At 42.3% G+C, this 24,373-nt stretch carries 21 protein-coding genes, 1 other RNA gene and 3 pseudogenes; 16 read left to right on the forward strand and 9 right to left on the reverse strand.

All coding sequences use genetic code 11. The features are described 5' to 3' along the window. Positions 1–120: 120 nt before the first annotated feature. Positions 121–570 (forward strand): hypothetical protein, encoded by a 450-nt coding sequence (locus Bealeia2_RS02210; protein WP_331255522.1) that lies wholly within the window; start codon positions 121–123, stop codon positions 568–570. Here Bealeia2_RS02210 and Bealeia2_RS02215 read toward each other — a convergent pair. Both Bealeia2_RS02215 and Bealeia2_RS02220 read right to left on the reverse strand, forming a co-directional pair. Further along, on the reverse strand, positions 567–1,751 hold the full coding sequence (locus tag Bealeia2_RS02215; protein ID WP_331255523.1) for a CaiB/BaiF CoA transferase family protein: 1,185 nt from the start codon (positions 1,749–1,751) through the stop codon (positions 567–569). The two genes, Bealeia2_RS02210 and Bealeia2_RS02215, sit on opposite strands and share 4 nt — an antisense overlap. Next, the gene (locus Bealeia2_RS02220) at positions 1,703–2,644 is read right to left on the reverse strand and encodes a DMT family transporter (RefSeq protein ID WP_331255524.1); all 942 of its coding nucleotides are present in this window, start codon (positions 2,642–2,644) and stop codon (positions 1,703–1,705) included. The genes Bealeia2_RS02215 and Bealeia2_RS02220 overlap by 49 nt, the downstream gene beginning before the upstream one ends. 271 nt (positions 2,645–2,915) lie before the next feature. Between Bealeia2_RS02220 and Bealeia2_RS02225 the strand changes: the two genes are divergently transcribed. Next, positions 2,916–3,503 (forward strand): hypothetical protein, encoded by a 588-nt coding sequence (locus Bealeia2_RS02225; protein WP_331255525.1) that lies wholly within the window; start codon positions 2,916–2,918, stop codon positions 3,501–3,503. Between the two features lie 277 nt (positions 3,504–3,780). Here the strand turns inward: Bealeia2_RS02225 and Bealeia2_RS02230 are convergent, their stop codons facing one another. After that, entirely contained in the window at positions 3,781–4,014 is a 234-nt protein-coding gene (locus Bealeia2_RS02230) for an NUDIX domain-containing protein (RefSeq protein WP_422388041.1), read from the reverse strand. Positions 4,015–4,023: 9 nt separating this feature from the next. On the opposite strand from Bealeia2_RS02230, the pseudogene Bealeia2_RS02235 reads away from it, so the two are divergent. From Bealeia2_RS02235 to Bealeia2_RS02245, 3 genes and pseudogenes are all read left to right on the forward strand, one after another. After that, positions 4,024–4,233 (forward strand): annotated as a pseudogene (locus Bealeia2_RS02235) (integrase core domain-containing protein); the annotation flags it as partial. A gap of 36 nt (positions 4,234–4,269) precedes the next feature. Then, positions 4,270–4,633, forward strand: a transfer-messenger RNA (tmRNA) gene (ssrA, locus tag Bealeia2_RS02240). A 33-nt stretch (positions 4,634–4,666) separates the two neighbouring features. Beyond that, entirely contained in the window at positions 4,667–5,122 is a 456-nt protein-coding gene (locus Bealeia2_RS02245; RefSeq protein WP_331255962.1) for an SspB family protein, read from the forward strand. A 30-nt stretch (positions 5,123–5,152) separates the two neighbouring features. Here the strand turns inward: Bealeia2_RS02245 and Bealeia2_RS02250 are convergent, their stop codons facing one another. Further along, entirely contained in the window at positions 5,153–6,046 is an 894-nt protein-coding gene (locus tag Bealeia2_RS02250; RefSeq protein WP_331255527.1) for an SWIM zinc finger family protein, read from the reverse strand. Positions 6,047–6,068: 22 nt separating this feature from the next. Beyond that, a complete protein-coding gene (locus Bealeia2_RS02255; protein WP_331255528.1) occupies positions 6,069–8,810 on the reverse strand; it encodes a DEAD/DEAH box helicase in 2,742 nt (913 codons plus the stop codon). A gap of 225 nt (positions 8,811–9,035) precedes the next feature. Here Bealeia2_RS02255 and Bealeia2_RS02260 point away from each other — a divergent pair, with 225 nt between their 5' ends. Further along, on the forward strand, positions 9,036–9,893 hold the full coding sequence (locus Bealeia2_RS02260; RefSeq protein ID WP_331255529.1) for a methyltransferase domain-containing protein: 858 nt from the start codon (positions 9,036–9,038) through the stop codon (positions 9,891–9,893). Positions 9,894–10,438: 545 nt separating this feature from the next. Here Bealeia2_RS02260 and Bealeia2_RS02265 read toward each other — a convergent pair. After that, complete coding sequence (locus Bealeia2_RS02265) at positions 10,439–12,079, reverse strand: hypothetical protein (protein WP_331255530.1); 1,641 nt, start codon at positions 12,077–12,079, stop codon at positions 10,439–10,441. Between the two features lie 443 nt (positions 12,080–12,522). Then, positions 12,523–13,011 (reverse strand): annotated as a pseudogene (locus Bealeia2_RS02270) (IS630 family transposase). Positions 13,012–13,061: 50 nt separating this feature from the next. Between Bealeia2_RS02270 and Bealeia2_RS02275 the strand changes: the two are divergent. The 3 genes from Bealeia2_RS02275 (at position 13,062) to Bealeia2_RS02285 (ending at position 15,316) form a co-directional block, all read left to right on the forward strand. Continuing rightward, positions 13,062–13,400, forward strand: coding sequence for an IS630 transposase-related protein (locus Bealeia2_RS02275; protein ID WP_331255234.1), 339 nt, complete (start codon positions 13,062–13,064; stop codon positions 13,398–13,400). A 22-nt stretch (positions 13,401–13,422) separates the two neighbouring features. Continuing rightward, entirely contained in the window at positions 13,423–13,923 is a 501-nt protein-coding gene (locus Bealeia2_RS02280) for an IS630 family transposase (RefSeq protein WP_331255963.1), read from the forward strand. 172 nt (positions 13,924–14,095) lie between these two features. Continuing rightward, entirely contained in the window at positions 14,096–15,316 is a 1,221-nt protein-coding gene (locus Bealeia2_RS02285) for a phosphoglycerate kinase (RefSeq protein ID WP_331255531.1), read from the forward strand. A gap of 14 nt (positions 15,317–15,330) precedes the next feature. Here Bealeia2_RS02285 and Bealeia2_RS02290 read toward each other — a convergent pair. Both Bealeia2_RS02290 and Bealeia2_RS02295 read right to left on the reverse strand, forming a co-directional pair. Continuing rightward, positions 15,331–16,413 (reverse strand): annotated as a pseudogene (locus Bealeia2_RS02290) (sensor histidine kinase); the annotation flags it as partial. Positions 16,414–16,449: 36 nt separating this feature from the next. Further along, on the reverse strand, positions 16,450–17,469 hold the full coding sequence (locus Bealeia2_RS02295; protein ID WP_331255532.1) for a COX15/CtaA family protein: 1,020 nt from the start codon (positions 17,467–17,469) through the stop codon (positions 16,450–16,452). 132 nt (positions 17,470–17,601) lie between these two features. Here Bealeia2_RS02295 and Bealeia2_RS02300 point away from each other — a divergent pair, with 132 nt between their 5' ends. From Bealeia2_RS02300 to tnpC, 7 genes are all read left to right on the forward strand, one after another. Continuing rightward, positions 17,602–18,366 carry an SLC13 family permease gene (locus Bealeia2_RS02300; RefSeq protein WP_331255533.1) on the forward strand — a complete coding sequence of 255 codons (765 nt, stop codon included), beginning with the start codon at positions 17,602–17,604 and terminating at the stop codon, positions 18,364–18,366. A gap of 13 nt (positions 18,367–18,379) precedes the next feature. After that, complete coding sequence (locus Bealeia2_RS02305; RefSeq protein ID WP_422388038.1) at positions 18,380–19,351, forward strand: IS701 family transposase; 972 nt, start codon at positions 18,380–18,382, stop codon at positions 19,349–19,351. Positions 19,352–19,373: 22 nt separating this feature from the next. Continuing rightward, a complete protein-coding gene (locus Bealeia2_RS02310) occupies positions 19,374–20,162 on the forward strand; it encodes a DASS family sodium-coupled anion symporter (RefSeq protein ID WP_331255964.1) in 789 nt (262 codons plus the stop codon). 99 nt (positions 20,163–20,261) lie between these two features. Continuing rightward, complete coding sequence (locus tag Bealeia2_RS02315) at positions 20,262–21,695, forward strand: flavin monoamine oxidase family protein (protein WP_331255534.1); 1,434 nt, start codon at positions 20,262–20,264, stop codon at positions 21,693–21,695. A 214-nt stretch (positions 21,696–21,909) separates the two neighbouring features. Continuing rightward, positions 21,910–22,326, forward strand: a complete 417-nt coding sequence (gene tnpA / locus Bealeia2_RS02320) for an IS66 family insertion sequence element accessory protein TnpA (protein WP_331255535.1) — start codon at positions 21,910–21,912, stop codon at positions 22,324–22,326. Beyond that, the gene (tnpB, locus tag Bealeia2_RS02325; RefSeq protein WP_331255536.1) at positions 22,319–22,666 is read left to right on the forward strand and encodes an IS66 family insertion sequence element accessory protein TnpB; all 348 of its coding nucleotides are present in this window, start codon (positions 22,319–22,321) and stop codon (positions 22,664–22,666) included. The genes tnpA and tnpB overlap by 8 nt, the downstream gene beginning before the upstream one ends. Positions 22,667–22,730: 64 nt before the next feature. Continuing rightward, positions 22,731–24,347 (forward strand): IS66 family transposase, encoded by a 1,617-nt coding sequence (gene tnpC / locus Bealeia2_RS02330; protein WP_331255537.1) that lies wholly within the window; start codon positions 22,731–22,733, stop codon positions 24,345–24,347. Positions 24,348–24,373: the final 26 nt, after the last annotated feature.

The following is a 24,373-nucleotide window of genomic DNA, read 5'->3' on the forward strand; positions in this document are numbered from 1 at the left end:
AAGCAATCACAATAGGTTCGCATGAGTTAAATTGTCATTTTTACTGTTGCTGGAGAAATGTTTATGATAAAGTTATTGAATGTTTTGGCTGTGTTAAGCGTTTTTGTAACGGGATCTCTTATGGCAAATGAAGAGCCTCGAGTTTTAAGAGCCGTTACGATCAAAAATCCACCCCGTGATGCCTATCCAGATTTTGAAGGAGACTTTTGTCCGCTAAGGCATATCCCAGGCAATTTTGGGTTTGTCGATCACACTAAATTTAATTCTAAAATTTATCAGTTAACAACTCCTGTTGGAATTTTTTGGAATGAGCAAGCTACTAATGCTTTTCAGGCGATTTCAGCTCTTGGAATTAAAACAGATTTTACTTCTTTGTCAGATGGTGCATTGATTGAGAAGGAAAAATTAAAAAATACCTCTATTAAAATTTCAATGAAACAAGACAATACTTCCACTGAATATACAATATACAAGGTAAATCTTCTCGAGGCCTTGAAATCGGATCCAGTCGGCACCGATGGGGTGCTTTACATTGATCTTAAAAAGCATTTCCCCGAAATCCACTCTTAAAACTCTTGTTTCTCGCCCTGTTCTCCATGTCTTGGAGGACGGGCTGAGTAAATGGGCGGCGTTTTAGAAAGTCGTAAAGGACTTGCGACAAGCTTGAGGCCTTCCAGAGAAATGGAAAGTTCCCGGGCCAAGGCTTGAGGATGGGAAAATGCCTCTTTTAAGGAATTCACAGGTCCGCAGGGAATGTCCAGTTTATCTAAAAGTTCAACCCATTCTTGAACAGTTTTTTTGCCCATAATCTCTTGAATAAGGGGAATCAGTATTTCCCGATTGAAAACGCGTTCTTTGTTTTGAGAAAATTTGGGGCTTTGGATGATTTCTGGTCGCCCTACCGCCTCACAGAATTTCCGAAATTGATCATCGGTGCCAATGGCCAGAATTACATGTCCGTTCTGTGCCTCAAAAGCCCCATAAGGCACGATATTGGGATGGGCATTTCCTGTACGAGAAGGTTGTTTTCCTTCCAAAAGGTAAGATTGAGCCGCAAAAGAGAGCATCGCCATTTGACAATCAAAAAGGGCCATATCGATATATTGCCCCTCGCCTGTGCGTGCACGATGATAAAGGGCAGTCATGATTCCTAAGGCACTATAAACGCCCGTTGAAATATCTGCCAAAGAAATGCCCGCCCGCAAAGGCGCCCCCTCAGGTTCACCATTTAAGCTCATGAGCCCTGACATCCCCTGGACTTGAAAGTCATATCCTGGTTTTTCCGCAAAAGGTCCTGTTTGTCCAAATCCCGTAATCGAGCAATAGATAATATCAGGCTTTATTTTTTGCAAAGCCTCATAATCCAAACCATAACGCTTAAGAGTCCCTGTTTTAAAATTCTCCACAAAGACATCAGCCGTTTTAATATAGTCAATCAGCTGGGATTTTCCCTCAGATGTTGTGAAATCCAAAAGGATAGATTTTTTGTTCCGATTGCAGCTAAGGTAATAAGCGCTTTCCGATGTTGGATTGCCCTCTTTATCCAGCTCAAACGGAGGTCCCCAAGATCGGGTGATATCAGGAATTTTGGGGTGCTCGATTTTGATCACATCCGCGCCCAAATCCCCTAAAATTTGGGTACACGTGGGCCCCGCCAAAACACGGGTCAGATCAATCACACGGATATTTTCAAGGGCGGCTGTCATGTGGCACTTTTGAGTTTGGGGGAAAACATTTGTTGATTTAAACATAAAAAGACGCCGGATAATACGAGGGCGGCTGAGATCATTTTGTTGAGAGTAAATGCTTCCTCAAAAAAGAGATGTCCAAAAATAAGTCCAAAAATGGGGACTAAAAACATGAGAAAACTTGAGGCATTAGGGCCCATTTTTTTAACCACATCAATCCAAACAAGACCGCCTAATAAGCTGGATCCCAGTCCCGTATAAAGAAGACTATAGATCGTACTTTGATCAAGATGCGCCAGTTGGAGTTTAACTTCGTCTAAGCCCAAGTCGATGAGCGAAAGTCCAAAAAGTGGGATTACGGCCAACCCTGAAACCCAGGTTACAACAGAGAGGGATGCAGTGACATTAAATTTTTTTAAAAGTGTAACGCCCAAAGCAATGAAAAAATTCGAGCCCAAAAGAAAGCCCACGCCAGACAAATAATTCAGATCAAATCCTTTTTCATAAGCAATAAATCCCATGCCTAAAAATGCCAGAAATGCACCCACTGCTTGGGTTTTTGTCAAAACTTCTTTGTTGATGAAGAATGAAAAAATAATCACAAAGATGCTGGAGGTGACGTACCCCAAAGCCAAATAACCGGTGTCAATTTCTGATTCTATAGCGCGGCCGATGCAATAAATATTGAGGCCAATCCAGACAAAAGCTAAAATCAAAATCTTAAGAAAAGAGAGTGACGGCTTTTTTAAAAAGAAAATGAGCGGCAAAAGGAATAAAAATCGAAGTCCATTAAAAACCGACATTGAAATTTGCGTAGAGGCAAGTCTCATCACCACATAATTGGATGACCAGAGGAGGATGGGAATGAGCGAAAGAAAAAATAATTGAAACGAAATATTTTCATGATTTTTGATCATAAAGTCTAGTGTTGCCCCCATATAGTTTTTCTTATTCATAGAGGGTTATGGGTTGCATTTCTAGGGGTAAAATCGTAAGTTTTTCCTAAATTTCAAAATTGTGGGTTTTTAGAAGTATGCGTTGGGTTTTTGTCTGTCTTTTCGTTTTTAAGTCTTCTTTAGTTCAAGGTCTTGTTCTTGAGAATTTAATTCAGAACGATTCTCTTAAGGATACGTTTTCTTATAAGAAAATTGGTTATTATGTGGGGTCTTTTGGCCCTCTCCATTTGGGCCATCAGGACGTTGCCCAGTTGCCTATTCAAAAGGCCTTGTGGATTTTGTTCTCGTCGTGCCGTCTTGGGGCGGGGACAATTACAAGAAAAGAGTTCCTGTTGCCCATCGTTTGGATATGCTGTTTTCAGCTTTTGAACATCATCCTCATGTGATTGTGACCCGTCTTTCCCCATTAGAAATGCAAAAGTCTTTAATGGTTTTGGATGAGGTACGATTTGTTTTTGGAAAACCTGCCGTCAAATCCGCATTCCCAGGAACCCAATTTATTGGGATTGTCGGATCAGACACGGCTTATTCTTTGAGTCCTAATCCTGAGGCCCTTGAGAGTTTTATGACCGGGATTGAAATTCCCGAAAAGTACAAAGAGCATACGTTGGGAGGACTCATGGCTGCCCCTGTGGACTCTTTTATTTTAGCATTGAGAGAAGGCAATGATATTTCTGACTTGAAAGGGAAAATTGGAGAACGTCCGATTATAGCCACAATTGAAAGCTCTTCTCAAAAAGACACGTCTTCCACAAAAATCAAAAAGGCGCTTCAAAGTGGTAAAAGCATTGAAAATACAGTAGGTCCAAACGTTGCTAAAATCATTGAAAAGAATAAACTTTACCTCCCTTCGAAATGAAGAGGATATTAAAATTAACTTTTTTTAACGCTTTGTGTGAAAAGATAAGAAGATTTTTTTAAATGATCATGGAGAAAAAAATGAAAACATCACGTTATCTATTTTCCTTCGCGTTTTTAACGATTTTAATCCCGGGCATAAACCTTCGTGCAGATTGTCAGTCTAATGCAGATTGTCCAGGTCAACAGTGCTGTTTTAGCCAATTTGGCAATTCTTGTGCACTCATGTGCGGAGGGGAACTGAAGAAAAACGAAGCGCCAAAAAATCATTAAAACTCTCAAAGACTCAATACCTTTTTCATCAAAGTCGGCAGTGCGTAATCTTTGAGATTTTCAAAATCTACCCATTCTCCCTGATTGAGGTGGCGGGTTGCGCCCTCCCAAACTTTGAGGTTGAGATGAAAATGAGTGAAGGTGTGATTTACCTCTCCCCGCAAATTTAGGTGTTCTGGCAATGAAATATCCTGAAGCAACCGTTTTGGTAAAGTGAGGTCCCAGTCCGTTGTGGGCACTTCATAAAGCCCACTTATAATGGCGGCGTTGAGCGGAGAAATCGCACATTTTGGGAGGATTTTTACAAACAAAACAACCTTCTGGCTGATTCTATAGGTTCTATGCGTTTTGAGCTCTCTCAAGCTGTCTCAAAGTATAATACTTATCGGCCTCATCGCGCCGCGAAAGGCCTCACTCCTTTGCACTATATTCACTCTCATATTCTCGAGGCCTCTTGAGTCTCATTCTATATGAACTCGTACACGCGTACAAAAAAGCTTTAAAAAAATGCATAGAAGCATTATAATATAAGAGTCGGGTAACTGACTATGGCAATAAACGGCTTATGGAATAGGCGTTTCGGACCCGGGGGCAGAGCCCGGCACCTCCACCATCAAGGCTCAGGTTTTACGGGGGTGAGTTAGGATCGACGTGCGTAGTAAAGATAAAACTTTTGCTCGGCATTGTACCGCCGTTATCGGGCTATTAAAATAGACGCAAAATCTTACAATGCGTTCGGTGGCATGGTTGCTAATCTCAACTGTGCTAACCTCAATGGAGACAAAGTGGCCGCGTCAGCAGCTGCCTAATTCTAAGGTAACCGCGGTTCGGGGGCACCGGGCAACAGAAGCCCCCACTGAGTTTTATAAAAAGGGAGTTTGAGGCGTGGATATGTTTGATTATGAAGAGATGGTCCAAGATGGTTTGCGAGGCGTTGTTCGTGAGGCTTTAGCTTATGCGGCTGAAAACGGTTTGCCTGGCGCACATCATTTTTATATTTCCTTTAGAACCGATTATCCCGGCGTTGAAATTCCCGACTTTTTAAGAGAGCGCCATCCCGAAGAAGTGACGATCGTCATTCAACATCAATTTTGGGATTTGGAAGTGGATGAGCGCGGTTTTTCAATTTTGCTCAGTTTTAGCGAAGCGCATGAAAAAGTCTACGTTCCTTTCTATGCACTTTTAAGCTTTATGGACCCCTCTGCCAAATTTGGTCTTCAATTCAATCCCCCTCCTTATGATGAAGTATTTTTGGAGATTGACGAAAGTATCGTCGAGCCCACATCCGAAGATGCAGGCCCTAAAGATAACGTCGTGACCTTGGACACATTCCGTAAAAAGAAGTAGCACCATTTTGATGAAAGAGTAGCATCCCCATCAACTTTTCGGTTGAGTTGAAAGTTTTTTCTTTGCGGTAGAAACTAATTTCTTTTTAGGTGAACTCAACTTCTTTTGAGAGGGTTTTACAGCCATTTTCGCAATGACCTTAGGTGTGCTAACTTTCTTTTTTGAAGTTACTTTGGTTTGAAACTTGGCTTTTTTGTCAGAAGCGGAAGGAACGGTAGTATCTTCCATCTCAATACCAAAGAGGGCGGACAAATCGCCCGTCAGTTGTGAACTTTGAGCATCATGATTTTTTGTGAACGAAAGGGCTTCAGCTTTTCCAATCAGATCCATATGATTTGCATGACGCAGTAAAAACAAAGTCTCAGGAGAGTTGTCTAAGCGATTCCCAACGCCGTAAAGGGCTGCGGCCACATGTTTGCACATGCTTGCATAATCATAGCAATCGCAATTGAATTTCATGTCGTTTGGATGCGGAAATAATCCTTTTTCAGGAGCTGCAATGATTTCCATCACGCCTTTCGAGAATTTTCCTTGTAAAAGCTCAATTAACGATGAGATCTTGCCCGAGCAGCCCTCAACAAGACTTTTCCATTTTCCGGGATCAATGGCTGTGATGAAAATTGTGACCGTGTAAATTGAAGATCCACTGACCATGGCGTTGATTTCGCCAACCCCAATTTTCAGGTCAATCACAGAACCATTGCGAACATAAGTGCGACCACGGGGCAGACGATTCTCATAATCGCTATAAGACTCAAGATTTGTGCACCACGATTTGCCCCAAAACGTTTTGGAAATCGTGCGTCCCTCAATAACGACGGGATGAATACATTGCCCCTTCTTTTTTAAGGCTTTCACTTTGCGTTCGGCTTGTGCTTTGCGTTCGGCCACAGATACGTATGGCGCCCATCCTCCCCAACTCATTGTTTTAATATCCCTATTTTAATCATGCTGCAGTTTCTCCAAGGACGCGGTGAATATCAAGTGACATCATACTTAAAAGTTCACTATTGGTTAATTCCGTTAATGACGACTCTTCACCTTTTGCAAGAACTTCATTGGAAAGGTCCTTTTTGGATCCAATGAGGGCGTCAATTTTATCTTCAATGGTACCTTGGCAAATAAATTTATGAACCAAGACGTTTTTCTTCTGGCCGATACGATAAGCCCGGTCTGTGGCTTGATTTTCAACAGCCGGATTCCACCAACGATCAAAATGAATCACCTGAGACGCATTTGTGAGGTTGAGTCCTGTGCCTCCGGCTTTTAGCGATAAAATAAAGAACGGAAAGCGTTCCTCGCTTTGGAAAGCTTCAACCAATTTCATACGGTCTCTAACGGCCGTTTGTCCATGAAGGGAGAGACCTTCTTGTCCGAATATACCCTCAAGAAAATTCTTTAAAACGGGTATGATTTCCCGAAATTGTGTAAAGATAAGTACTTTTTCTTGCTTGGCTGTAATTTCCTCACAAATTTCTCGAAGGCGTAGGAATTTACCACTTTCAGCGGCTTTATAATCGCCATGACCCAACCATTGACTGGGATGATTACAAATCTGTTTAAAACGCGTAATGAAAGACAAAACGACGCCGCGACGTTGAATACCTTCCATGTTTTGATTAAGACTTTTTTGAAGTTCTTGGATCGCATGTTGGTAAAGTGCAATTTGTTGCTTTGAGAGAGAACAATACGCATTTACTTCAGTTTTGTCCGGCAGATCCGCAATGATGGATTTATCACTTTTAAGGCGTCTTAAAATATAGGGACTCACCAATTGGCGAATAGCGGCGTAAAATTTACCTTCCCCGCTTCTCTCATTTTCCTGTGCGGTTATTTTTTTGCCATAATTTGAAAAAACACGACTGGACCCTAAAAGTCCGGGAGCCACAAAATCAAACAAGGACCAAAGATCCAAAAGGCGATTTTCAACAGGCGTTCCGGTTAAGGCAAAACGCACGCATCCTGAGAGTTTTTTAATGACTTGCGTTTGTCTGGCCATAGGATTTTTAATATTCTGCGCCTCGTCAAGGACGATGGTATTCCAAGAAAACTGGCTCAACCAAGGCAGGCGCGTCACATACGAATAGGTTGTAATGACAAGGTCGATTTGAGACAAATCAGGAACGTCTTTTGCTGTTTTAATTCCTGTGCCTGAATGATGGGCAATCCACACTTTAAGATCGGGTACAAATTTCAGAATTTCAGCCTGCCAGTTTCCGATCAGGGAAGCAGGGACAATCAAAAGATTGGGCTGCACTTTTTCAGAAGAGGGATGATATTTCGCGAGCATTAAAAGGGATAAGACTTGAATTGTTTTTCCAAGACCCATGTCATCGGCAAGACATCCACCTAAGCGAAGCGTATATAGCCACCACAGCCATTGCACACCGGAAAGCTGATAGGGCCTGAGTGTGGCATGGAGATGGGCGTGTAATATTTTTTCAAGGGTTGGATTCCCTATTTTTTCGGGATGACGCAGGTGAGTTAACATTTCATTCAACCATGAACCTTCAACGACTTTGGACCATTCAACTACGCTTTCAGAAGTTTCGTCTTCAGTCTGGGTTCCTGAGGCCCCCGCCAAAAGGCGAAGGCCTTCTGAGAAGGAAAGTCCCTCTTTTTTCACCTGTCGTTCAATTCCAGTCCAATGGGATAGAACTTGCTGTAACTTGTCGTGATTCACTTGAACCCACTGCCCTTTAATTTGGACGAATTGCTCCTGTGACTCAAGAAGATCTTGCAATTCCTCTTGTGTCAAAGTCGTACCATCAGGAAGTGTATAGCTCATATTAAAGTCTAATAAGGCGGTGAGTCCTACACCACTCGTACTGGCATTTCCCACAGCAACAGTAATTTGAGGTCGGGGAGGACGTTTGGGATTCCACCAATTAGGAACACGCACGATAACGCCAGCCTCTTCCATGAGAGGAATATCTTTTAAAAATTGATGGGCCTCATGAGAACCCCATGCCTGAGGATGAAATAGGCTTCCTGTTTCTACAAGAGATTTAATAAAAAGACTTCCTTCAGAAGCTTTTTGAACTGGTAAAAGAAGGGAAAGTAATTGGGCCCTTTTGTCATCTCCCGCATATTCTTTTAAGGCGCTCCCCAAAGGCAAATGTTTTGCATCAGAGGCGCCGGAAAGACGGGTTGTATAGGTCGCTAAAAACGCAAAAGGCTTTTGGGGATCTGCTTTGTTTTCTGCCAAATGAAAGCACACACGACCCACCTTATTCCAGGCGGCATGATGGGCTTTAAGATAGTTTTGAAGATTGCCCTGAAAAGGCTTGAGTTCGTTAGTAAGAGTATGCCGCAGTTCTTGCCAAAGCTCCAACATCATATCTCGATTTAAATACTCCCCTCCACGCATGAAGGGGGCTTGAATCAAAAGCTCATCAACATCACTAATGACAGGAGAGAGTTTCGCCAAATCTTGAGAAGACACATGATCAAGGCCTGAAAGTTTACAAACTTCTGTCACAAACAATTTTGAAAAGCTTTGCCAAAATGAAAATGTGGGAGGTAATGGCGCCTCAAAATGCGTGACTCCTAAACGCAAAAGACCAATGGAGGCATTCTTTGAAAAAATCTCTTTAAGTTTTTCGGCAAGGGAGAAGGGGAAAATTTCTTGGTTTTTGGGATCATTATAAAGATAAAGATGACCTGATGGTAAAATCGAAAGAGACAAGGAAGTGTTTTCTTTAGAAATCACGGATAACATCAAGGTTCTAAAAATATATAATTAATTTCATATGATAAACCAAAATTTTTGACAAGCGTTCATAAAAAAACAATTTTCATACCACATTGCGAATGGATCACTTTTCTGACATTCTGGAGCTAATTATAAAAACAGCTCGGGGAATACGTGCTTCAAAATATAAAAAAATATTTATTAATAATAGGAATTATTATGGCTCATCAGGGACTTGCATTAGCAGACATTATACCGGCCACTGATTTGAATCTTGAAAATGTTACAGTTCCTGAAACTGTGGAAGGCAATAAAAGTGCCACATTGAATGGTACGGGTTTTATCACTTATACAATTTCGCCTATCGCCCAAATGTTTTTGGGAGAAGAATGTCAGCCAGGAAAGCACGTCATTGAAATTGGGGCCGGCTATACGAATATTCCAATTGAGGCCTTAAAGCAGGGTGTTTCTTATTATACGGCCAATGATATCGCACTCGAGCATTTGAAAATCTTAACATATCGCGTCAAAAAAGATTTGGGGGAGGATGCTCTGAAAAATCTGTCTTTAGCTCCTGGAAAAGTCCCCGAAGACTTAAAGGATGTCCCAAATCAATTCGATGGGATTTTGGCCGAAAAAGTCATTCATTTTATGACACCTGTGGAGATTCATAACTTTATGAATTGGGTTAAAAACTCTCTTAAACCAGGTGGGAAGATTTACATTACGGCAGCCTCCCCTTACTCAGACGCCTATCGTAAAATTCTTCCGGCGTATCAGGAAAATCTTAAAGAAGGTTTAGAATTTCCTGGATATCTCACCCATTTTCCAGAGCGATTTGCCGATAATTTTATTCAAAAAATACTCATTAAAATTATGAAGCATCATCCCCGTTATAAAGTTCCTGATTATGTAACGTTATTCAGTCGCAATGATTTTGTGAAATTATTTGAAAAATATGATCTGAAAATTATCTCTTCATACTCATTAATCAGCCCCACAAGTCTGCAAAAAGACTGGGCACCTGCCCCTGATCAGGAAAGCGAAATCTCGGGAATTATCGCTGTGAAAAAGTAAGGATCCTTAAAACTTCAATCCTTATTTTGATTTTAAAATTCCTGAAACCCGCTTCATTTCAGCTTAAAATTTCCCAAGGTAATGGCACTGTTTCTGATTTTCATGTGATCTTTTTATAGGCCAAAACAATGACTGAAATCAGGATGCCCCGCACATAAAAATTCATACAATAAAAGAGAGTGTTTTTTTAAAAAAAACCAAAATCGGCCTCATATATGAAATCTTAATGCACCCCAAAAATCGGACCAGTGAATAAGAGAGTTTTTCGCGTAAGATTAAGAAAGAAAGGATCTAAAAAATGCGAAAGAGCCATAGTAAAGATTTTAAGTTCAAAGTGGCATTGGAAGTCATTCGGGGAGAGATGACGATTGCGCAAATTGTCTTAAAGTACCAGGTGGCAGACTCACTCGTGCACAAGTGGAAAAAGCAGCTTTTGTCTGATTTTGGTCCGATCCACGGGGAGCACTTCCAGTGTCTGAAAGCTTTCAAAAAGGTGACCTCAAAACCCCTATGTCCATGAGGCCTTTTCTATTGAATCACAATTATCACCAACCAAACTTTTCAGGCGTGAGGTTATTCCTTGTAAGGGCCTCTTTAAGGAGTTCTTTGAGGGCGGGATAGAGAAAGCGTGCTCCTTCCTTGGACCCTCCGCGTGTATGGGGGGCTTCAGTATGGATAGCTAAGCGCTGGACAGTCCCTTTTGTACTACTTTGAGATCGAAGGCGATTGAATTCCAATTCCTCCACGAATTCAATTGTCCCCTTTTCTCCTTTTTTGAGGAATACGGCAAATTGGCGTGAAGCGCCCCTTGTTCCATAGATCTTTCCCTTAAAGGCGGTCTTCATGAGATTTTTTAGAGAGTCCCACGCGATCTCGGAGTTTTTATCAAAAAGGCTTTTGAAAAATGCTTTATGCTTTGGGGAAAAATGAGAAGTATCGTAGGTGATTTTGACTTCTTCCTTTGGCTTTGTTTGAAGTTCTTTCTTCTGATTCTTTTTCACTTGGTGGTTTTTGTGATTTTCTAGCGGATCAAAGATCGTCGTGTCTTCGTCCTGCAGTGATGTTGATTCTTCTTCGGCTAGAATTGAATGTGTGGCAGCGGGGGAGGTAAGGCTCTCTTCTTTGCCATTATTATTGGAGAGAGTGGTCTCCTCAGCCGTTGATTGTGACTCAGCGACCGAAGCTATAATTTTCCCTTCACCTTCTTCAGAAGGAAAGAGTTCTTGGTTTACGTTGGTTTTCTTTTTTCCTATTTTTTTATTTTTCTTTGAATCTTTTTTAGAATTGTCACTATTTTCATTTTTCTGTAATTCGTAGTTTTCTGGTGAGCATTTCTCCTTGATTTTCTGCAAACTGAGATCACTTAATATTTTTGTGCGTTCAGAAATGTAGTGATCTGCGTTTTCTTTAAATTGAGCGCAATCCATCAGATATCCCAATGACAAAGACCAATGAGGGCGGCTGGCTTCCGCAATTTTTTCGTAAAATTCAATTTGATCTTCCAAGACCTTTTTATTGAAGTCGGCGTGTGGCCAGGGTCTCCTCTCTCTTTCGGCTTGGCGGGTTTCTTCCTCGTAGTTTTCGAGTTCGTTGGTGTGGCTTCTAATTTCTCCATTCGCCCAAGCGCTCACAAGATAGGCTCCAAAAGTGTTCCTGTGAACGACGTACTCTCCCTGAGACAGTTTGAGATAGAGATTATGTTTAAATATTTCCGCATTTTTGACGATAAACTCTTGGTGCGTCTTGATGGCTTTGGCGTGAGTGCGAATTATCAATTTGCGCTCCATTAGTTCTTTTGTTTGGTTGTCTCCTTTTTGATTTGAAAAGTATTCGTTAAGTGGTCTGCCTAAGATTGTTTCTAGTTTTTCTTGAGATTTTTTGACATCTATTTGTTTTTTTGAACAGGAATCATTGATGATTGAATCAAGCGCATTAATCATATGTTTTTTAATTGCGATATGTTGCTTGAGATAATCGTCGATCTCCTCGATCAATTCCTCTATAGAATCGTTCAGGAAGGGGAGGGCGGAGCGTTTTTCCGAAATCTGAGTTGGAACTTGTTCTCCAGACTGTTTTGCGGGGGGGCGCGCAGGAGTTATGTTCTTAGCTCCCTTTGAGTTTGGATCTTCCATTGCTTTGAGAAGTGAGCCGTTCAGGAAAATGAGCGCTGACAGCAGAGTTGTCATGCAGAGATTTTTTTTCATTAAACAACCGATAGAGAAACAGCAACAACTTTTGCATTCTTATGTTTTTTAAATTGGTTTTGCAAGTGAATTTTTTCATGGAATATACCTCTCGCCAATGAAAAGGCCTTATAAAGGCAGGGGAAAGCCAAAATAAGCGTTGTAATTCAATAAAATTTATGTAGTTGGGTGGGATAGGGATGTCCGAGTTCAGATAGAAGTGAGACAGGGTTAAGGCAAAGAAGGATAAGCTGAGCGCGCCCCCAAATTGCGCTTTAGCAAAGCTTATCTCCATTGCCACACCCAAACCAGGCCTCAAGAATAGGACGGCTAACACCCTATGACTGGAGGGCTCAATGCAAATCAAAGGATTACATAAAAATATGCATAGGCTTTATGCATATGCGCGTACACAAGATTGTTTGGACGTCTATAGTACTTCTCCATTATATGGATAGATATTGGCTGAGGAGTTTATCAAGGAGTTGATGAAGGTTTTCTGGGTTTTGCTGGACGAGGGGGCGGAGGATGGATTTGATTTTGTGCCACCAATGTTCGATAGGATTGAGGTCAGGAGAGTCAGTTGGGAGAAAGAGGAGATGGCAGCCAAATTTCTCAATCAAATCTTTCGTTTTTGGCGATTTGTGAAAGGCGGCATTGTCCATAATCAGGGTGGTATTTTTTGATAAACCCGGCAATAAAACCTACTCAAGCCAAGCATTAAAAAGATCTGCATGACATCCACCTTGAAAGGTGAAAGGCGCCACGAACGCACCCTTCATGAGACCGCCAATGATACTGACATGCTCTCTTTTTTGGCCCGGGATCTCCGCGTAAACCTTTTGCCCGCGCGGCGCCCAGGCATGCTCTCGATAAAGGCGATTATCAATCCCAGCTTCATCAATCCACACGATTGTTTCAGGATCTATAGTCATTCCCCTATAAATAGATAGATTTTTAGGAAAAGTTTAGGTATAAGGAGGGAATGGTAAAAGCATATTCGGAAGACCTGCGGAAAAAGGTCATCTCCTACATTACGAGCGGCGGCCGTAAGCGGGAGGCTGCAAAGGTTTTTAACGTTGGAGAAGCCACGATCTATCGATGGATATGTCTTCATAAACAAGGGGATATTAAACCGAAAAAACGCACTTCTTATCCGCGTAAAGTCGATGAGCAAAAACTCAGAGACTACGTCGCTCAAAATCCGGATCATACGCTCAAACAAATCGCCGAAGCTTTGGGGTTGAGATTCCAAAACGTGAGTAAATGGCTTAAACGTTTAAACATTACACGAAAAAAAGACGACGCTTTACAAAGAACGTAACGAAGACAAGCGGGCCGAATTTATAAAACAGCTTGAGAAAATAGATCCTGAAACAATCGTGTGGATTGATGAAGCTGGGATTGATAATCGCCTTTATCGAGAGCATGCCTGGGCGCCGCGCGGACAAAAGGTTGACGCGGAGATCCCGGGCCAAAAAAGAGAGCGTGTCAGTATCATTGGCGGTCTCATGAAGGGTGCGTTCGTGGCGCCTTTCACCTTTCAAGGTGGATGTCATGCAGATCTTTTTAATGCTTGGCTTGAGGAGGTTTTATTGCCGAATTTATCAAAAAATACCACCCTGATTATGGACAATGCCGCCTTTCACAAATCGCCAAAAACGAAAGATTTGATTGAGAAATTTGGCTGCCATCTCCTCTTTCCCCCAACTGACTCTCCTGACCTCAATCCTATCGAACATTGGTGGCACAAAATCAAATCCATCCTCCGCCCCCTCGTCCAGCAAAACCCAGAAAACCTTCATCAACTCCTTGATAAACTCCTCAGCCAATGTCTATCCATATAATGGAGAAGTACTATATCATAAATGGCACTGTAGTTTACCAAAAATTAATATCTTTCTCTTGGCTTTCTCTGCTTTTTAACCCCTACCCTAGCGGGAATTGCTGATTTCCCATAAGAAAAGATGACTCCAAAATCAAAGAGGTGTATGAAGGCATAAGAAATGGAGAATTCTCATGAAATCTTATCTCACTTTAGATGATGTCAATACCAAAGGCCTCCGTGTTTTGGTGCGCGCAGATCTCAATGTTCCCCTTCATGAGGGCGTCATTACGGATAACAGTCGTCTCGTCCGCCTTCTCCCCACATTAGAAGAGCTCATTCAAAAAGGCGCTCAAGTTGTTTTGATATCTCATTTTGGAAGACCCAAAGGCACTCCAAATCCTGAATTTTCATTAAAACCCGTGATAGAAAAACTGAAGTCCCTTTTACCCCATGCAAATCTGATATTTTCAGAAGATTATGAAACGGTACCCCCCCTTAACTCAGGAGACATCTTGGTTCTTGAAAATTTGAGGTTTCACGCCGGCGAAGAAAAGAATGATATGGATTTTGCCAAAACATTAAGTGCTTTTGGCGATATTTATGTCAATGATGCATTTTCAGCCTCTCACCGGGCTCATGCTTCCATTGAGGCTATCACCCATTATTTGCCGAGTTATGCCGGACGCTTGATGCAAGAAGAGTTAGAGGCCCTGGGAAAAGCGTTGGGAAATCCTGAACGCCCTTTGATGGCGATTGTGGGAGGATCCAAAGTGTCCTCAAAGCTCGCCCTTCTTCTTAATCTTATTGAAAAAGTAAATATCTTGGCAATTGGCGGGGCCATGGCCAATACATTTTTAAAAGCACAAGGTCAGTCCATTGGGGCCTCTTTAGTGGAGGACAATCTTTTAGAAACCGCCCAAAACATCATGATCAAAGCCCAAGAAAAGGGATGTCAAATTTTATTGCCATTGGATGTCATTGTTGCTGAAAGAATCGAAGTGCTTACAACTTCTCGTATTGTCTCTCTACACGATATTCAGCCTCAGGATATGATTTTAGACATTGGTGCTTTGAGTCGGGACAATATCGCCGAATATTTGGGAAACGCCAAGACACTCCTCTGGAATGGACCTTTGGGCGTTTTTGAAGTTCCGCCCTTTGATCAAGGGACAACTATAGTAGCGCAAGTCGCAGCCAAGCTCACAAAAAGTGGATATTTATTATCTGTGGCTGGAGGAGGTGACACGGTTGCTGCTCTTAATCATGCCAAAGTCTTTTCCGATTTTTCTTATGTCTCAACTGCAGGTGGTGCCTTTTTAGAATGGCTTGAAGGACGAGAGCTTCCGGGCGTTGCGTCTTTAAAACGCTCTTTCGGAAGAAGTACAAACACGGTCGTTCCTTCATTCAATTGACTTTGAATTTCAAGGACGCCACCGTGAAGACTCACAAAAGTATCGGTCAGGTGAAGCCCCAATCCCGTACCTTCTTGTTGTTTTCTGGAGAAGGGATTTTCGATGCGCCCAAAAGCCTCAAGGACTTTTGGAATTTCTTCCTGGGGGATGCCACTTCCGGTGTCAGTAATGGCCAAAAGACCATCGCCCAAAGGTGTGCGCTCTAATTGTAAGTGAACTTTTCCTGAATCTGGTGTGAATTTCAAAGCATTCGTGACCAAATTTGTAACAATCTGGCGCATTTTGCGTTCGTCCCCATAAAATGGAACTTCTGTTGCGTAGGCTTCATAAGTTAAATAAATGCCGCCTGCCTCAGCACGCAAAAGGGATAGACGCATGACTTCTTTTACAATTTCACAAAGATCACACCAGTTTTCTCGCAAATCCAATTGCCCGACTTCAGCTTTGGCAACTTGAAGAAGATCATCTATAATTCCCAAAAGATGTTTCCCACTTTTGAGAATATCGGTCACATATCTCTCATAATGGGAATTGTTTAAGGGGCCAAAAAGAGATTTCGACATAATCTCAGAAAACCCCATAATCGCATTCAAGGGAGTACGTAACTCATGGCTGACATGAGCCAAAAAAGAACTTTTCGTGCGATTGGCAGATTCCGCCAAAGTTTTTGATTCAATGAGCGCCAATTCTCTCTGTTTATGGTACGTAATGTCGGTGAAGATTGTGACCAAATTTTGAGATTCTGTTCTTTTAGAAAATCCTCGAATATATCTTCCGTCTTTTAAATGATATTCAACAGGAACACCCTCATTTCGATATTTAGTCCGAAAATGGTACCACGTTTCATAATCCATTCCTTCGACAAAATAGTCACCATGATCGTACGCCCATTTCACGAGATCTCGAAAATAAGGTTGATCTTTAGCAATCTCAATGGTTGAGGGAAACATGCCTTCAAAAATTGGATTCACGAGGACCAATCGATCCTCAGGATCATAAATGGCAACTCCTTCATCAATATTAAGAAATCCCTCCATGAGAAGAAACTCAAGGTTAGGTTTGTTTTGATGTTCCATTTTGAAGGTTTTGGCCAACATTTCCTGCTCTCCTTTTTGAAGAGAGCATAGCAGAAATCATCTCCACCAAATAGGCAGCGTTTTTTGAAGCAACGCCAAGTTTAAAATAAATAGAATGAGTGCGCCTGCTTGGTGCGTCAAAGCGAGATCTTGGGGCACAACAAGGAGCAATGTGAAAAGCCCTAACGCAAATTGAATCGCGGCCATTCCGATTAGCGCTCTTAATATGTTTTTAATTGTGTGAGGAAGATCCGCATTCCAAAACCCAAGAGTCAACCCAAAAATCAATGTTACTGTTAGTGTTCCCATCCACCGATGAATAAATTGAACGGTTGTGGGGTTGGCTAAAGTATTTTTCCATTCTGGAGATATAAAAAATAAATCACTGGGAAAAAAATCGCCCCCCATCAGTGGGTACGTATTATAAATAAGTCCTGCTTTATGCCCCGCCACAAGTCCACCATAAAAAATCGTAAGGAGAACACATCCAAAAGAAATGAATGCGACTATGGAAAGTTTGCGGAGACTCTTTCTTGAGTATCCCATATAGACTTCCCGTGGCCAAGTTTTCTTCATCGCAATTAAAAATGCGAGACCCAAAATCAAAACCCCCAAAAGAAGGTGCGCTGTCAAACGATAAGGACTGACATGGGGACTATCAATAAGGCCACTTGCAACCATATACCATCCCATGAGGCCTTGTCCTGCAACAAGAAGGCTTAAGACAATAAGGGGGACTCTGTAAGATCTCAATTCATGTTTTATGAATGACATAATAATAGGAATTAATAAAACAACGCCAATGGCGCGCCCCCACAAACGATGAATAAATTCAAGCCAAAAAATTCCCTGAAATTCCTCTAACGTCATTCCGAGATTTACTTTTTGATATTCGGGGGAGGTTTGATACTTTTGAAATAAGGATAGCCAATCGGCTTCGTTTAAAGGTGGGAGAGCGCCCATTAAAGGCTGCCATTCCACGATGGAAAGCCCGGATCCCGTAAGCCGCGTGAAGCCGCCCAGAAGGATCATTCCAAAAATCATAACTACCAAAAGCCACAGAAATGTTTTAAACATATTTACGCCTAATTCCTTTTTTGTTTATCACAAGACCATAGTCCAAACGTCCCCATTTGAGAACAGGTCTTTTCGATCAATTTCCAATGTGTTACCGTCCTGAAAAATGCATAAACAAGACAGGAAGTGCTAATGACACAATCTCAGGAGACAACCATGCCTTTTCCACCCACATTAACTGATTTTACCCCGGTTTCTTGGAAAGGTGCGAGTCTGATTCCGTCATTCCTCATTTTAGCTTTTGCCACGGCACTTTGGTTTTTAACCCCTCCTGAAGGGCTGAGTGCCAAGACATGGCATCTTTTTGTCATCTTCATTTCAACCATTGCTGCGGTCATTGCAAAACCGCTCCCCATGGGAGCCTTGGCTATTATTGCCATTGCATTTTTAACAGGCACGCGCACCCTTACGCTTAGCGAATGTCTTTCGACGTTTAGTTCAAACGTTGTGTGGTTAATTGTAATGGCCTTTTTTCTTGCCAAAGGATTTAGTAAAACAGGATTAGGCACGCGCATTGCTTATCTTTTTGTCCGCGCGCTTGGCAAAAGTACGTTGGGACTTTCCTATGGCTTCGTTTTAACCGAACTTTTACTTGCTCCCTTCATTCCCAGTAATACAGCGCGCGGAGGCGGGACAATTTACCCCATCGTCAGCGCTTTGGCTTTAAGGCAAGGAAGTGATCCTTCCAAAGGGACTGAACGAAAATTAGGAGCTTTTCTTATCAAGGTGTGTTTTCACGCCAATACAATTACGAGCGCCATGTTCCTCACCGCAATTGTTGGTAACCCCATGATTGCAGGGTTTGCAGAAAGTGCAGGAGTTAAAATCGACTGGTCACGAGTTACGCAGTTTGCAGGAGAAGAGAGAAGAGATAAGGTGAGAGGGAATATTTATTAAATGAGAAGAAATGATGTCTCGACACAAATGCACAAAATCACTTTATCGTTCATTTTTACAAGCCAGCAGTGTGCGCTATTCAGGGTTGGCACTTTCGGAGGTGTCACCGATTCCATTGTCGCATGACAGCGTCAATCGATGGTTGAGTTCTAGTGCATTGCGTCCGAGCGGAGTGTGGAATCTTACTCAATCTCTTATTAACAAGAAAGAACCTTGTTTTTTAGTATGTGACGATACAATTTTGGATAAAAATCGGAGCGAGAAGATAGAGCTTGTGCATTATCAGTATTCTGGGAATGCCCATGATGTTATTGCGGGGATAGGTCTTGTCAATTTGGTATGGCATGGCCTGAGGAGTCATGACTCTATTCCTGTTGATTATCGTATTTATGATAAAGCCAGCGATGGCAAAAGCAAGAATGACCATTTCAGGGAAATGTTAAAGCTGGCTCAAGACAGAGGGATAAATCCGGATGACGTGGTTGCAGACGCTTGGTACTCGAGCTTGAATAATCTGAAGGCCATTGAATCCATAGGCTGGACATGGGTGATGGGGTTGAAGAAAAACAGGAAAGTGAATCGTGGAGAAACTCTTGAAAAGCTGGACATTCCAGATGAAGGACTGAAAGTTCACTTACGCGGATATGGATGGATTACTGTTTTCCGGTTTGTTGCCAAAAACGGTCGCACGGATTATATCGGAACCAATAGGGATAATCCCTCTCGTGATCATATTGAACTGGTCATGAAATCGCGTTGGAAAATCGAAGTTTATCATCGGGAATTAAAGCAAACATGCGGTCTTGAACGCTGTCAGTCTCGCACGGGACGAGCCCAAAGAAATCATATATTTCTTGCCATTTCGGCTTGGATTCAAAGATTTAAAAGACGACTTGCTGGAGGCTTCTCTTTTTATCAGCAGCAGTGGGATGTTATTAAGCATGATATCTCTAGAGAAATAACAAAACTCATGTCTTTCGCTTAGATTCCCACCCTTTTGCTGCAAACTGCGTAACTCGTGCTGGTTCACTTGGACAGTCGCTGCCATCGTTCCAGGCCTTGTGCATCTTTCACTCCTTCCTTATGTCATTTATAAAATTTATCCACCTCACATTAAAAAATCCCCAGATGCGGTAATTCACGCCCAAGACAAGCTCAAAGAAATGGGGGATCTCAAGTCTGAAGAGTGGATCATGTTGGTTACATTTTTAATGGCGCTTTTATTCTGGATGTTTTCTGAAAGCTGGGGGATTGAGGCTACAACCACGGCTATTTTTGGAATTTCCATTCTTTTGTTTACAGGCGTTCTTGATTGGAAGGATGTCATCAAAGAGCACAGCGCTTGGGAAACCATGCTTTGGTTTGCTCCCCTTTTGATGATGGCCACATTTTTAACAAAATTTGGAATGATGAGTTGGTTTTCTGATCAAATGCAGGCTTCTGTTTCAGGATTTCATTGGGGGCAAGCTTTTATCATATTATCCCTGGTTTACTTTTATTCTCACTACGGCTTTGCAAGTATTACCGCCCGCGTCACAGCTTTATACAGCGCTTTTTTAGTAACCATGATCGCACTCGGTACGCCCCCAATGCTCGCCGCCATGAGTCTTGCGATATTGTCCAATTTGGCGGGAACTCTCACTCATTTTGGGACAGGTTCTGCTCCGATATTTTTTGGAGCAGGCTATGTGAGTGTGGGGGACTGGTGGCGTCTTAGTTTTATCTTAAGCCTTCTTGGGCTCACCGTTTGGGGCATTGTGGGTGGCATTTGGTGGAAAGTTTTGGGGTATTGGTAAGGGTTATTTCGTTAAAAAATTTTCAAGGAAAAACTTGACGCATTGAATTGTAAATTCTATGTAAATTTTATCTTAGAAAACTTATATTGATGTTTAATTATGAAAAAATTTAATTATTTTATATTTTCAACTCTTCTTCTTTCCTCGGCTGTTACATACGCAGCTCCTCCGGAAGGGGATTTGGATGTTGCGATTATTGGCGGTGGATTTTCCGGTTTATCCGCGGCAATCAAAATCAAAAAAGATACAAAAAATTTCGTTATTTTTGAAGGAAGGGACAGGCTGGGCGGTCGCGCTTGGACTCAAATAATCAATGAAAAACCTTTTGATTGTGGCGCTGAGTATGTTGATAAAAAAGAACAAAATGAAATGTGGCAATTGATTAAACGATATGGGGTCAAGACCACGGATGTACGTTTACAAGACGAGATTAAATTTTTGGTGGGGGGTGAGGCAAAAGCATTATCTGAAATGAAGTCCGCAATTGACTCTCTTGAGGAAAAATTACATTCAAAATTAAAATCGATTCGTAATGAAGATTATTCTGAACTTAAAAATGGAGAATATATCTCCACAAATCTTTTTCAAGCCCTTGATCTTAATGAAAATGAAAAAGGAATTTTAAATGCTCTGATTCAGGATGAAAGTGGAATTAATGGTGACGAAGCTCCTTTAACATCTATTTCCGCATGGGCTGAAAAACTCAAAGAGTATAAGTCAATCACAACTGCAAAAAAATGGTTTAATCCATTGCTGTCTTTATACCATGAACAATCTCGTATTGAGGGGGGCACGAAAACGCTTGTTCAGGAAATGGCAAAGGAGATTGGTCAAGACGATCATATCGTAACAGGCAACCCTTTAAAGCAAATCGTTTGGCAGTCAGATGAGAAGCTTTTTAATATGACATTCCAAGACAATTCTACACGACGTGCAAAATCTGTTCTCATGACAATTCCATTTTCAGTTCTTTCGGAAAATACAATTTTGGAAGATACATCTCTTGGAATCACCAACGAGATGAGAAAATACATTGATTCGATGGTCTATGGAACGAATAGCAAGGTTATCGTTCCTGTCTCAACACCCTTAAAATTAACATATGGGATCGATCTCAATGGACCCACTGCTTGGGCCAATGCAAATCAAGACATGCATATTTTATTGGGTGGCACACCTGGAAAGAATGTCACACAAGAATCTGCCTCAATTCATATCGGTCGCTTTTTAACTGCTACCGGAAAAATAATGCCGCAAGGGCAACAGGCGACAGTGATCAACTGGTCTCAAGACCCATTTTCAAAAGGAAGTTATCGAGCTTGGAAATCAGGCGTTACTTTTAGTGAGTTTGACCACCCAAGTCCATTGGATAAAAATCTGAATGCCTTTTCAACCTCACTTTTTGAGAAAAAAATTCCATTGATATTTGCTGGTGAACATATGGTTTATAGAGGTGGTGGTACCATGAATAGTGCCGTAAAAACTGGATTTGCAACTGCGGATCTTATGAGCCAATTTTTAAAGAAAAAATAAAATGTTCAGTTAAATTGCTGCTAAAAAAGCCCCGCTCTTGAGGAGGGTTTTTTTATGTCCTCCTCACCAATTTTCCACTCTCGGTTTTATCACGGTACAAGAGAGTGTATTATCTTTGATATTGCGCTGAATGTAAGCGTCATAGGACCCGCATCTTTTAGGTGTGAGGAAAATAGGACAAGGTTGACTCCGTAAAACAACTACGGAGATGAAAATGATGAAGGAGAAAAGGACGGAGCAACGTCAAACGCGAGATGAAAGATCCGCAGGGAAGCTGAAATATTGGGAAGAGCAGATCGAGAGCTGGCGTAAGAGCGGATTGAGTCAGGAAAAATTTTGTACGGCTGGAGGACTGAGTTATTCGTCCTTTAAGTATTGGTTTCCCCGCGTGGGAAGAAGGCTATTTGAGGGGTCATCGGTCGGGCGCTTTGTGGCGACTGCTGTGGTGGGGCACGAGAGTCCAGAAACATTAGATTTATTTGAGAGTCCTGCCCTTCAAGCAGAGGCTCGCCAAGCTCCCGTGCCCCTTGAGATTCGCTTTATGTCCGGGGAGAGGATTGAGATTGTGCCGGGATTTGATGGGATTACGCTTCAGCGTGTAATTGCAATACTGCGGAGTTGCCATGTTTGAGCAGACGCGAGGGGAGATTCTGTTTTATTCCGCCCCGATGGACATGAGAAAATCGATTGATGGACTTGCGGCTTACGTGGCCTCTAGCTTAGGTCGTGTGCCGTGTGACGGAACGATGTATGTTTTTTGCAACCGGACCCTGACCAAGATGAAGATCTTGTATTGGGAGACGAATGGATTTTGTCTTTGGTACAAACGCCTTGAAAAAGAGAGGTTTCAGGTGAGTTTGAGGGGAGATGTTTTGGAGTTGACCTCCCAGCAATTGAGATGGCTGCAAGAGGGTCTCAATTATCAAAAGCTCAAAGGCCATAAGGCGGTCCATTTTCAAGAATTTTCCTGAGGTTTTTACCTGAAAAAACTCAGAAATACATTGACGTTTTAGGGGGTTTTGGGTAGAGTTCCTCATGAAAAATGAGCCCCAAACTTCACTCAAAATCTCCTCTGTTTTCGACGCTGTGGCGCTCTATAAAAACTTGCAAAAATCAGAAAAAGACAAGGCTATTCTAGCCACACAAAATGAACATCTGGTGCAAGAGGTTGATCGACTGACTCATTTATTGCTTCAGATGAAACAAAGCAAGTTTGGGCGGAGCTCTGAGAAGATCAAGTTCGAGGAATTTCCCAAGCTCCCCGGGTTTGAAAACGTCTTTGATGAGGTTTACGAAGAGCCGCCTTTAGAAGCAGAAAAGGCTGGGGCTGAAAGTGAAACAGAGAATGACTCTGGAAAGGACAAATCCTCCTCGACTCTTCTCAAAAAAGGACGTCGTCCGTTGCCGGCTCATCTGCCGCGCGAACGTGTCATCCATGATATTGCTGGTGATAAAATCTGCACCTGTGGACATCCGTTGCATCAGATGGGCGAGGAGATCTCTGAGCAGCTGGATTACGTTCCCGCACAGTTAAAAGTCATTCAAAACGTGCGCTTGAAGTATGCCTGTAAATCTTGCACCGAAGGGGTGCGTGTGGCTGAAGTGCCCAATGCGCCTCTTCTCAAAAGCATGGCATCTGCGAATCTATTGGCCCACATCATCGTCTCCAAGTACCAAGATCATCTACCCCTTTATCGACAATCTCAGATGTGGGAGCGGTTTGAAGTTGACTTAGGTCGGGCCACGATGAGCCGTTGGATTCTTCAAATAGGTGATCTCTTGAGCCCTTTAAAAGAGCTTTTAAGATCTGAGATTCTCAAGGAGACTTATGTACGGGCAGATGAAACGCGGGCTCAAGTTTTAAAGGAATGTGACCGCAAGGCGCAAACGCAATCCTATATGTGGGTGTATATGACCGGGTCGTCATCTCATCACGCCATTTCTTATGAATACACGCCCACACGCAAAGGTGAAAATGCCAAAGAATTCCTGAAGGGTTTTAAAGGTTACCTTCATACGGATGGGTATGGTGGTTACAAAGCCTTGGCGCAAAGTCAAGACATCACGGCTGTGGGATGTTGGGCCCATGCGCGGCGCAAGTTTGCGGACATTATTAAAAGTACAGGCAACACCACGGGCAAATCTGCCGAGGCGCTCACCATCATCAGAAGCCTTTATAAAATTGAAAAAGACGCCAAAGAGGCTCAATACCCGCCCGATAAGATCCAAAAGCTCCGACAAGAAAAAGCCAAGCCCATCCTTGAGAAATTCAAGGTCTTGCTTAAGGAGCACAAAAAAGTGATTGTTCCCAAAAGTCCCTTGGGGCAAGCGGTTGGCTATGTTTTAAGGCAATGGGGCCCCTTGACAGAATACCTCAATGATGGCCGCTTGGATATTGACAACAACATGGCAGAACGCGCCATCCGTCCATTTGCTGTGGGCCGAAAAAACTGGCTTTTTATGGGCAATGTCAAAGGTGCCCTCGCCTCAGCTGTCATCTATTCCCTCATTGAGACCTGCAAAGCCAATGGCGTCAATGCTTTTGACTATTTCCGCTACGTCCTCGCCAACATCAATTCCACACCAGAAAATAATTATTCCCTCCTCCTCCCCTGGAATCTCAAGCATTCCCTTTCTAATTTACACCAATAAGACGCTTACAAATCTCTTTTCACAAG

This window comes from Candidatus Bealeia paramacronuclearis (assembly GCF_035607555.1).
Classification (GTDB): domain Bacteria; phylum Pseudomonadota; class Alphaproteobacteria; order UBA9655; family UBA9655; genus Bealeia; species Bealeia paramacronuclearis.

Excerpts from the sequence above, each read along its gene's own strand:
- Bealeia2_RS02265 (WP_331255530.1), bottom strand. The coding sequence starts at position 12,079 with ATGACAACTCTGCTGTCAGCGCTCATTTTCCTGAACGGCTCACTTCTC.
- Bealeia2_RS02285 (WP_331255531.1), top strand. The coding sequence starts at position 14,096 with ATGAAATCTTATCTCACTTTAGATGATGTCAATACCAAAGGCCTCCGT.
- Bealeia2_RS02315 (WP_331255534.1), top strand. The coding sequence starts at position 20,262 with ATGAAAAAATTTAATTATTTTATATTTTCAACTCTTCTTCTTTCCTCG.
- Bealeia2_RS02295 (WP_331255532.1), bottom strand. The coding sequence starts at position 17,469 with ATGTTTAAAACATTTCTGTGGCTTTTGGTAGTTATGATTTTTGGAATG.
- tnpC (WP_331255537.1), top strand. The coding sequence starts at position 22,731 with ATGAAAAATGAGCCCCAAACTTCACTCAAAATCTCCTCTGTTTTCGAC.
- Bealeia2_RS02215 (WP_331255523.1), bottom strand. The coding sequence starts at position 1,751 with ATGTTTAAATCAACAAATGTTTTCCCCCAAACTCAAAAGTGCCACATG.
- Bealeia2_RS02260 (WP_331255529.1), top strand. The coding sequence starts at position 9,036 with ATGGCTCATCAGGGACTTGCATTAGCAGACATTATACCGGCCACTGAT.
- tnpA (WP_331255535.1), top strand. The coding sequence starts at position 21,910 with ATGATGAAGGAGAAAAGGACGGAGCAACGTCAAACGCGAGATGAAAGA.
- tnpB (WP_331255536.1), top strand. The coding sequence starts at position 22,319 with ATGTTTGAGCAGACGCGAGGGGAGATTCTGTTTTATTCCGCCCCGATG.
- Bealeia2_RS02250 (WP_331255527.1), bottom strand. The coding sequence starts at position 6,046 with ATGAGTTGGGGAGGATGGGCGCCATACGTATCTGTGGCCGAACGCAAA.
- Bealeia2_RS02275 (WP_331255234.1), top strand. The coding sequence starts at position 13,062 with ATGGTAAAAGCATATTCGGAAGACCTGCGGAAAAAGGTCATCTCCTAC.
- Bealeia2_RS02210 (WP_331255522.1), top strand. The coding sequence starts at position 121 with ATGGCAAATGAAGAGCCTCGAGTTTTAAGAGCCGTTACGATCAAAAAT.
- Bealeia2_RS02245 (WP_331255962.1), top strand. The coding sequence starts at position 4,667 with ATGTTTGATTATGAAGAGATGGTCCAAGATGGTTTGCGAGGCGTTGTT.
- Bealeia2_RS02300 (WP_331255533.1), top strand. The coding sequence starts at position 17,602 with ATGACACAATCTCAGGAGACAACCATGCCTTTTCCACCCACATTAACT.
- Bealeia2_RS02305 (WP_422388038.1), top strand. The coding sequence starts at position 18,380 with ATGTCTCGACACAAATGCACAAAATCACTTTATCGTTCATTTTTACAA.
- Bealeia2_RS02220 (WP_331255524.1), bottom strand. The coding sequence starts at position 2,644 with ATGAATAAGAAAAACTATATGGGGGCAACACTAGACTTTATGATCAAA.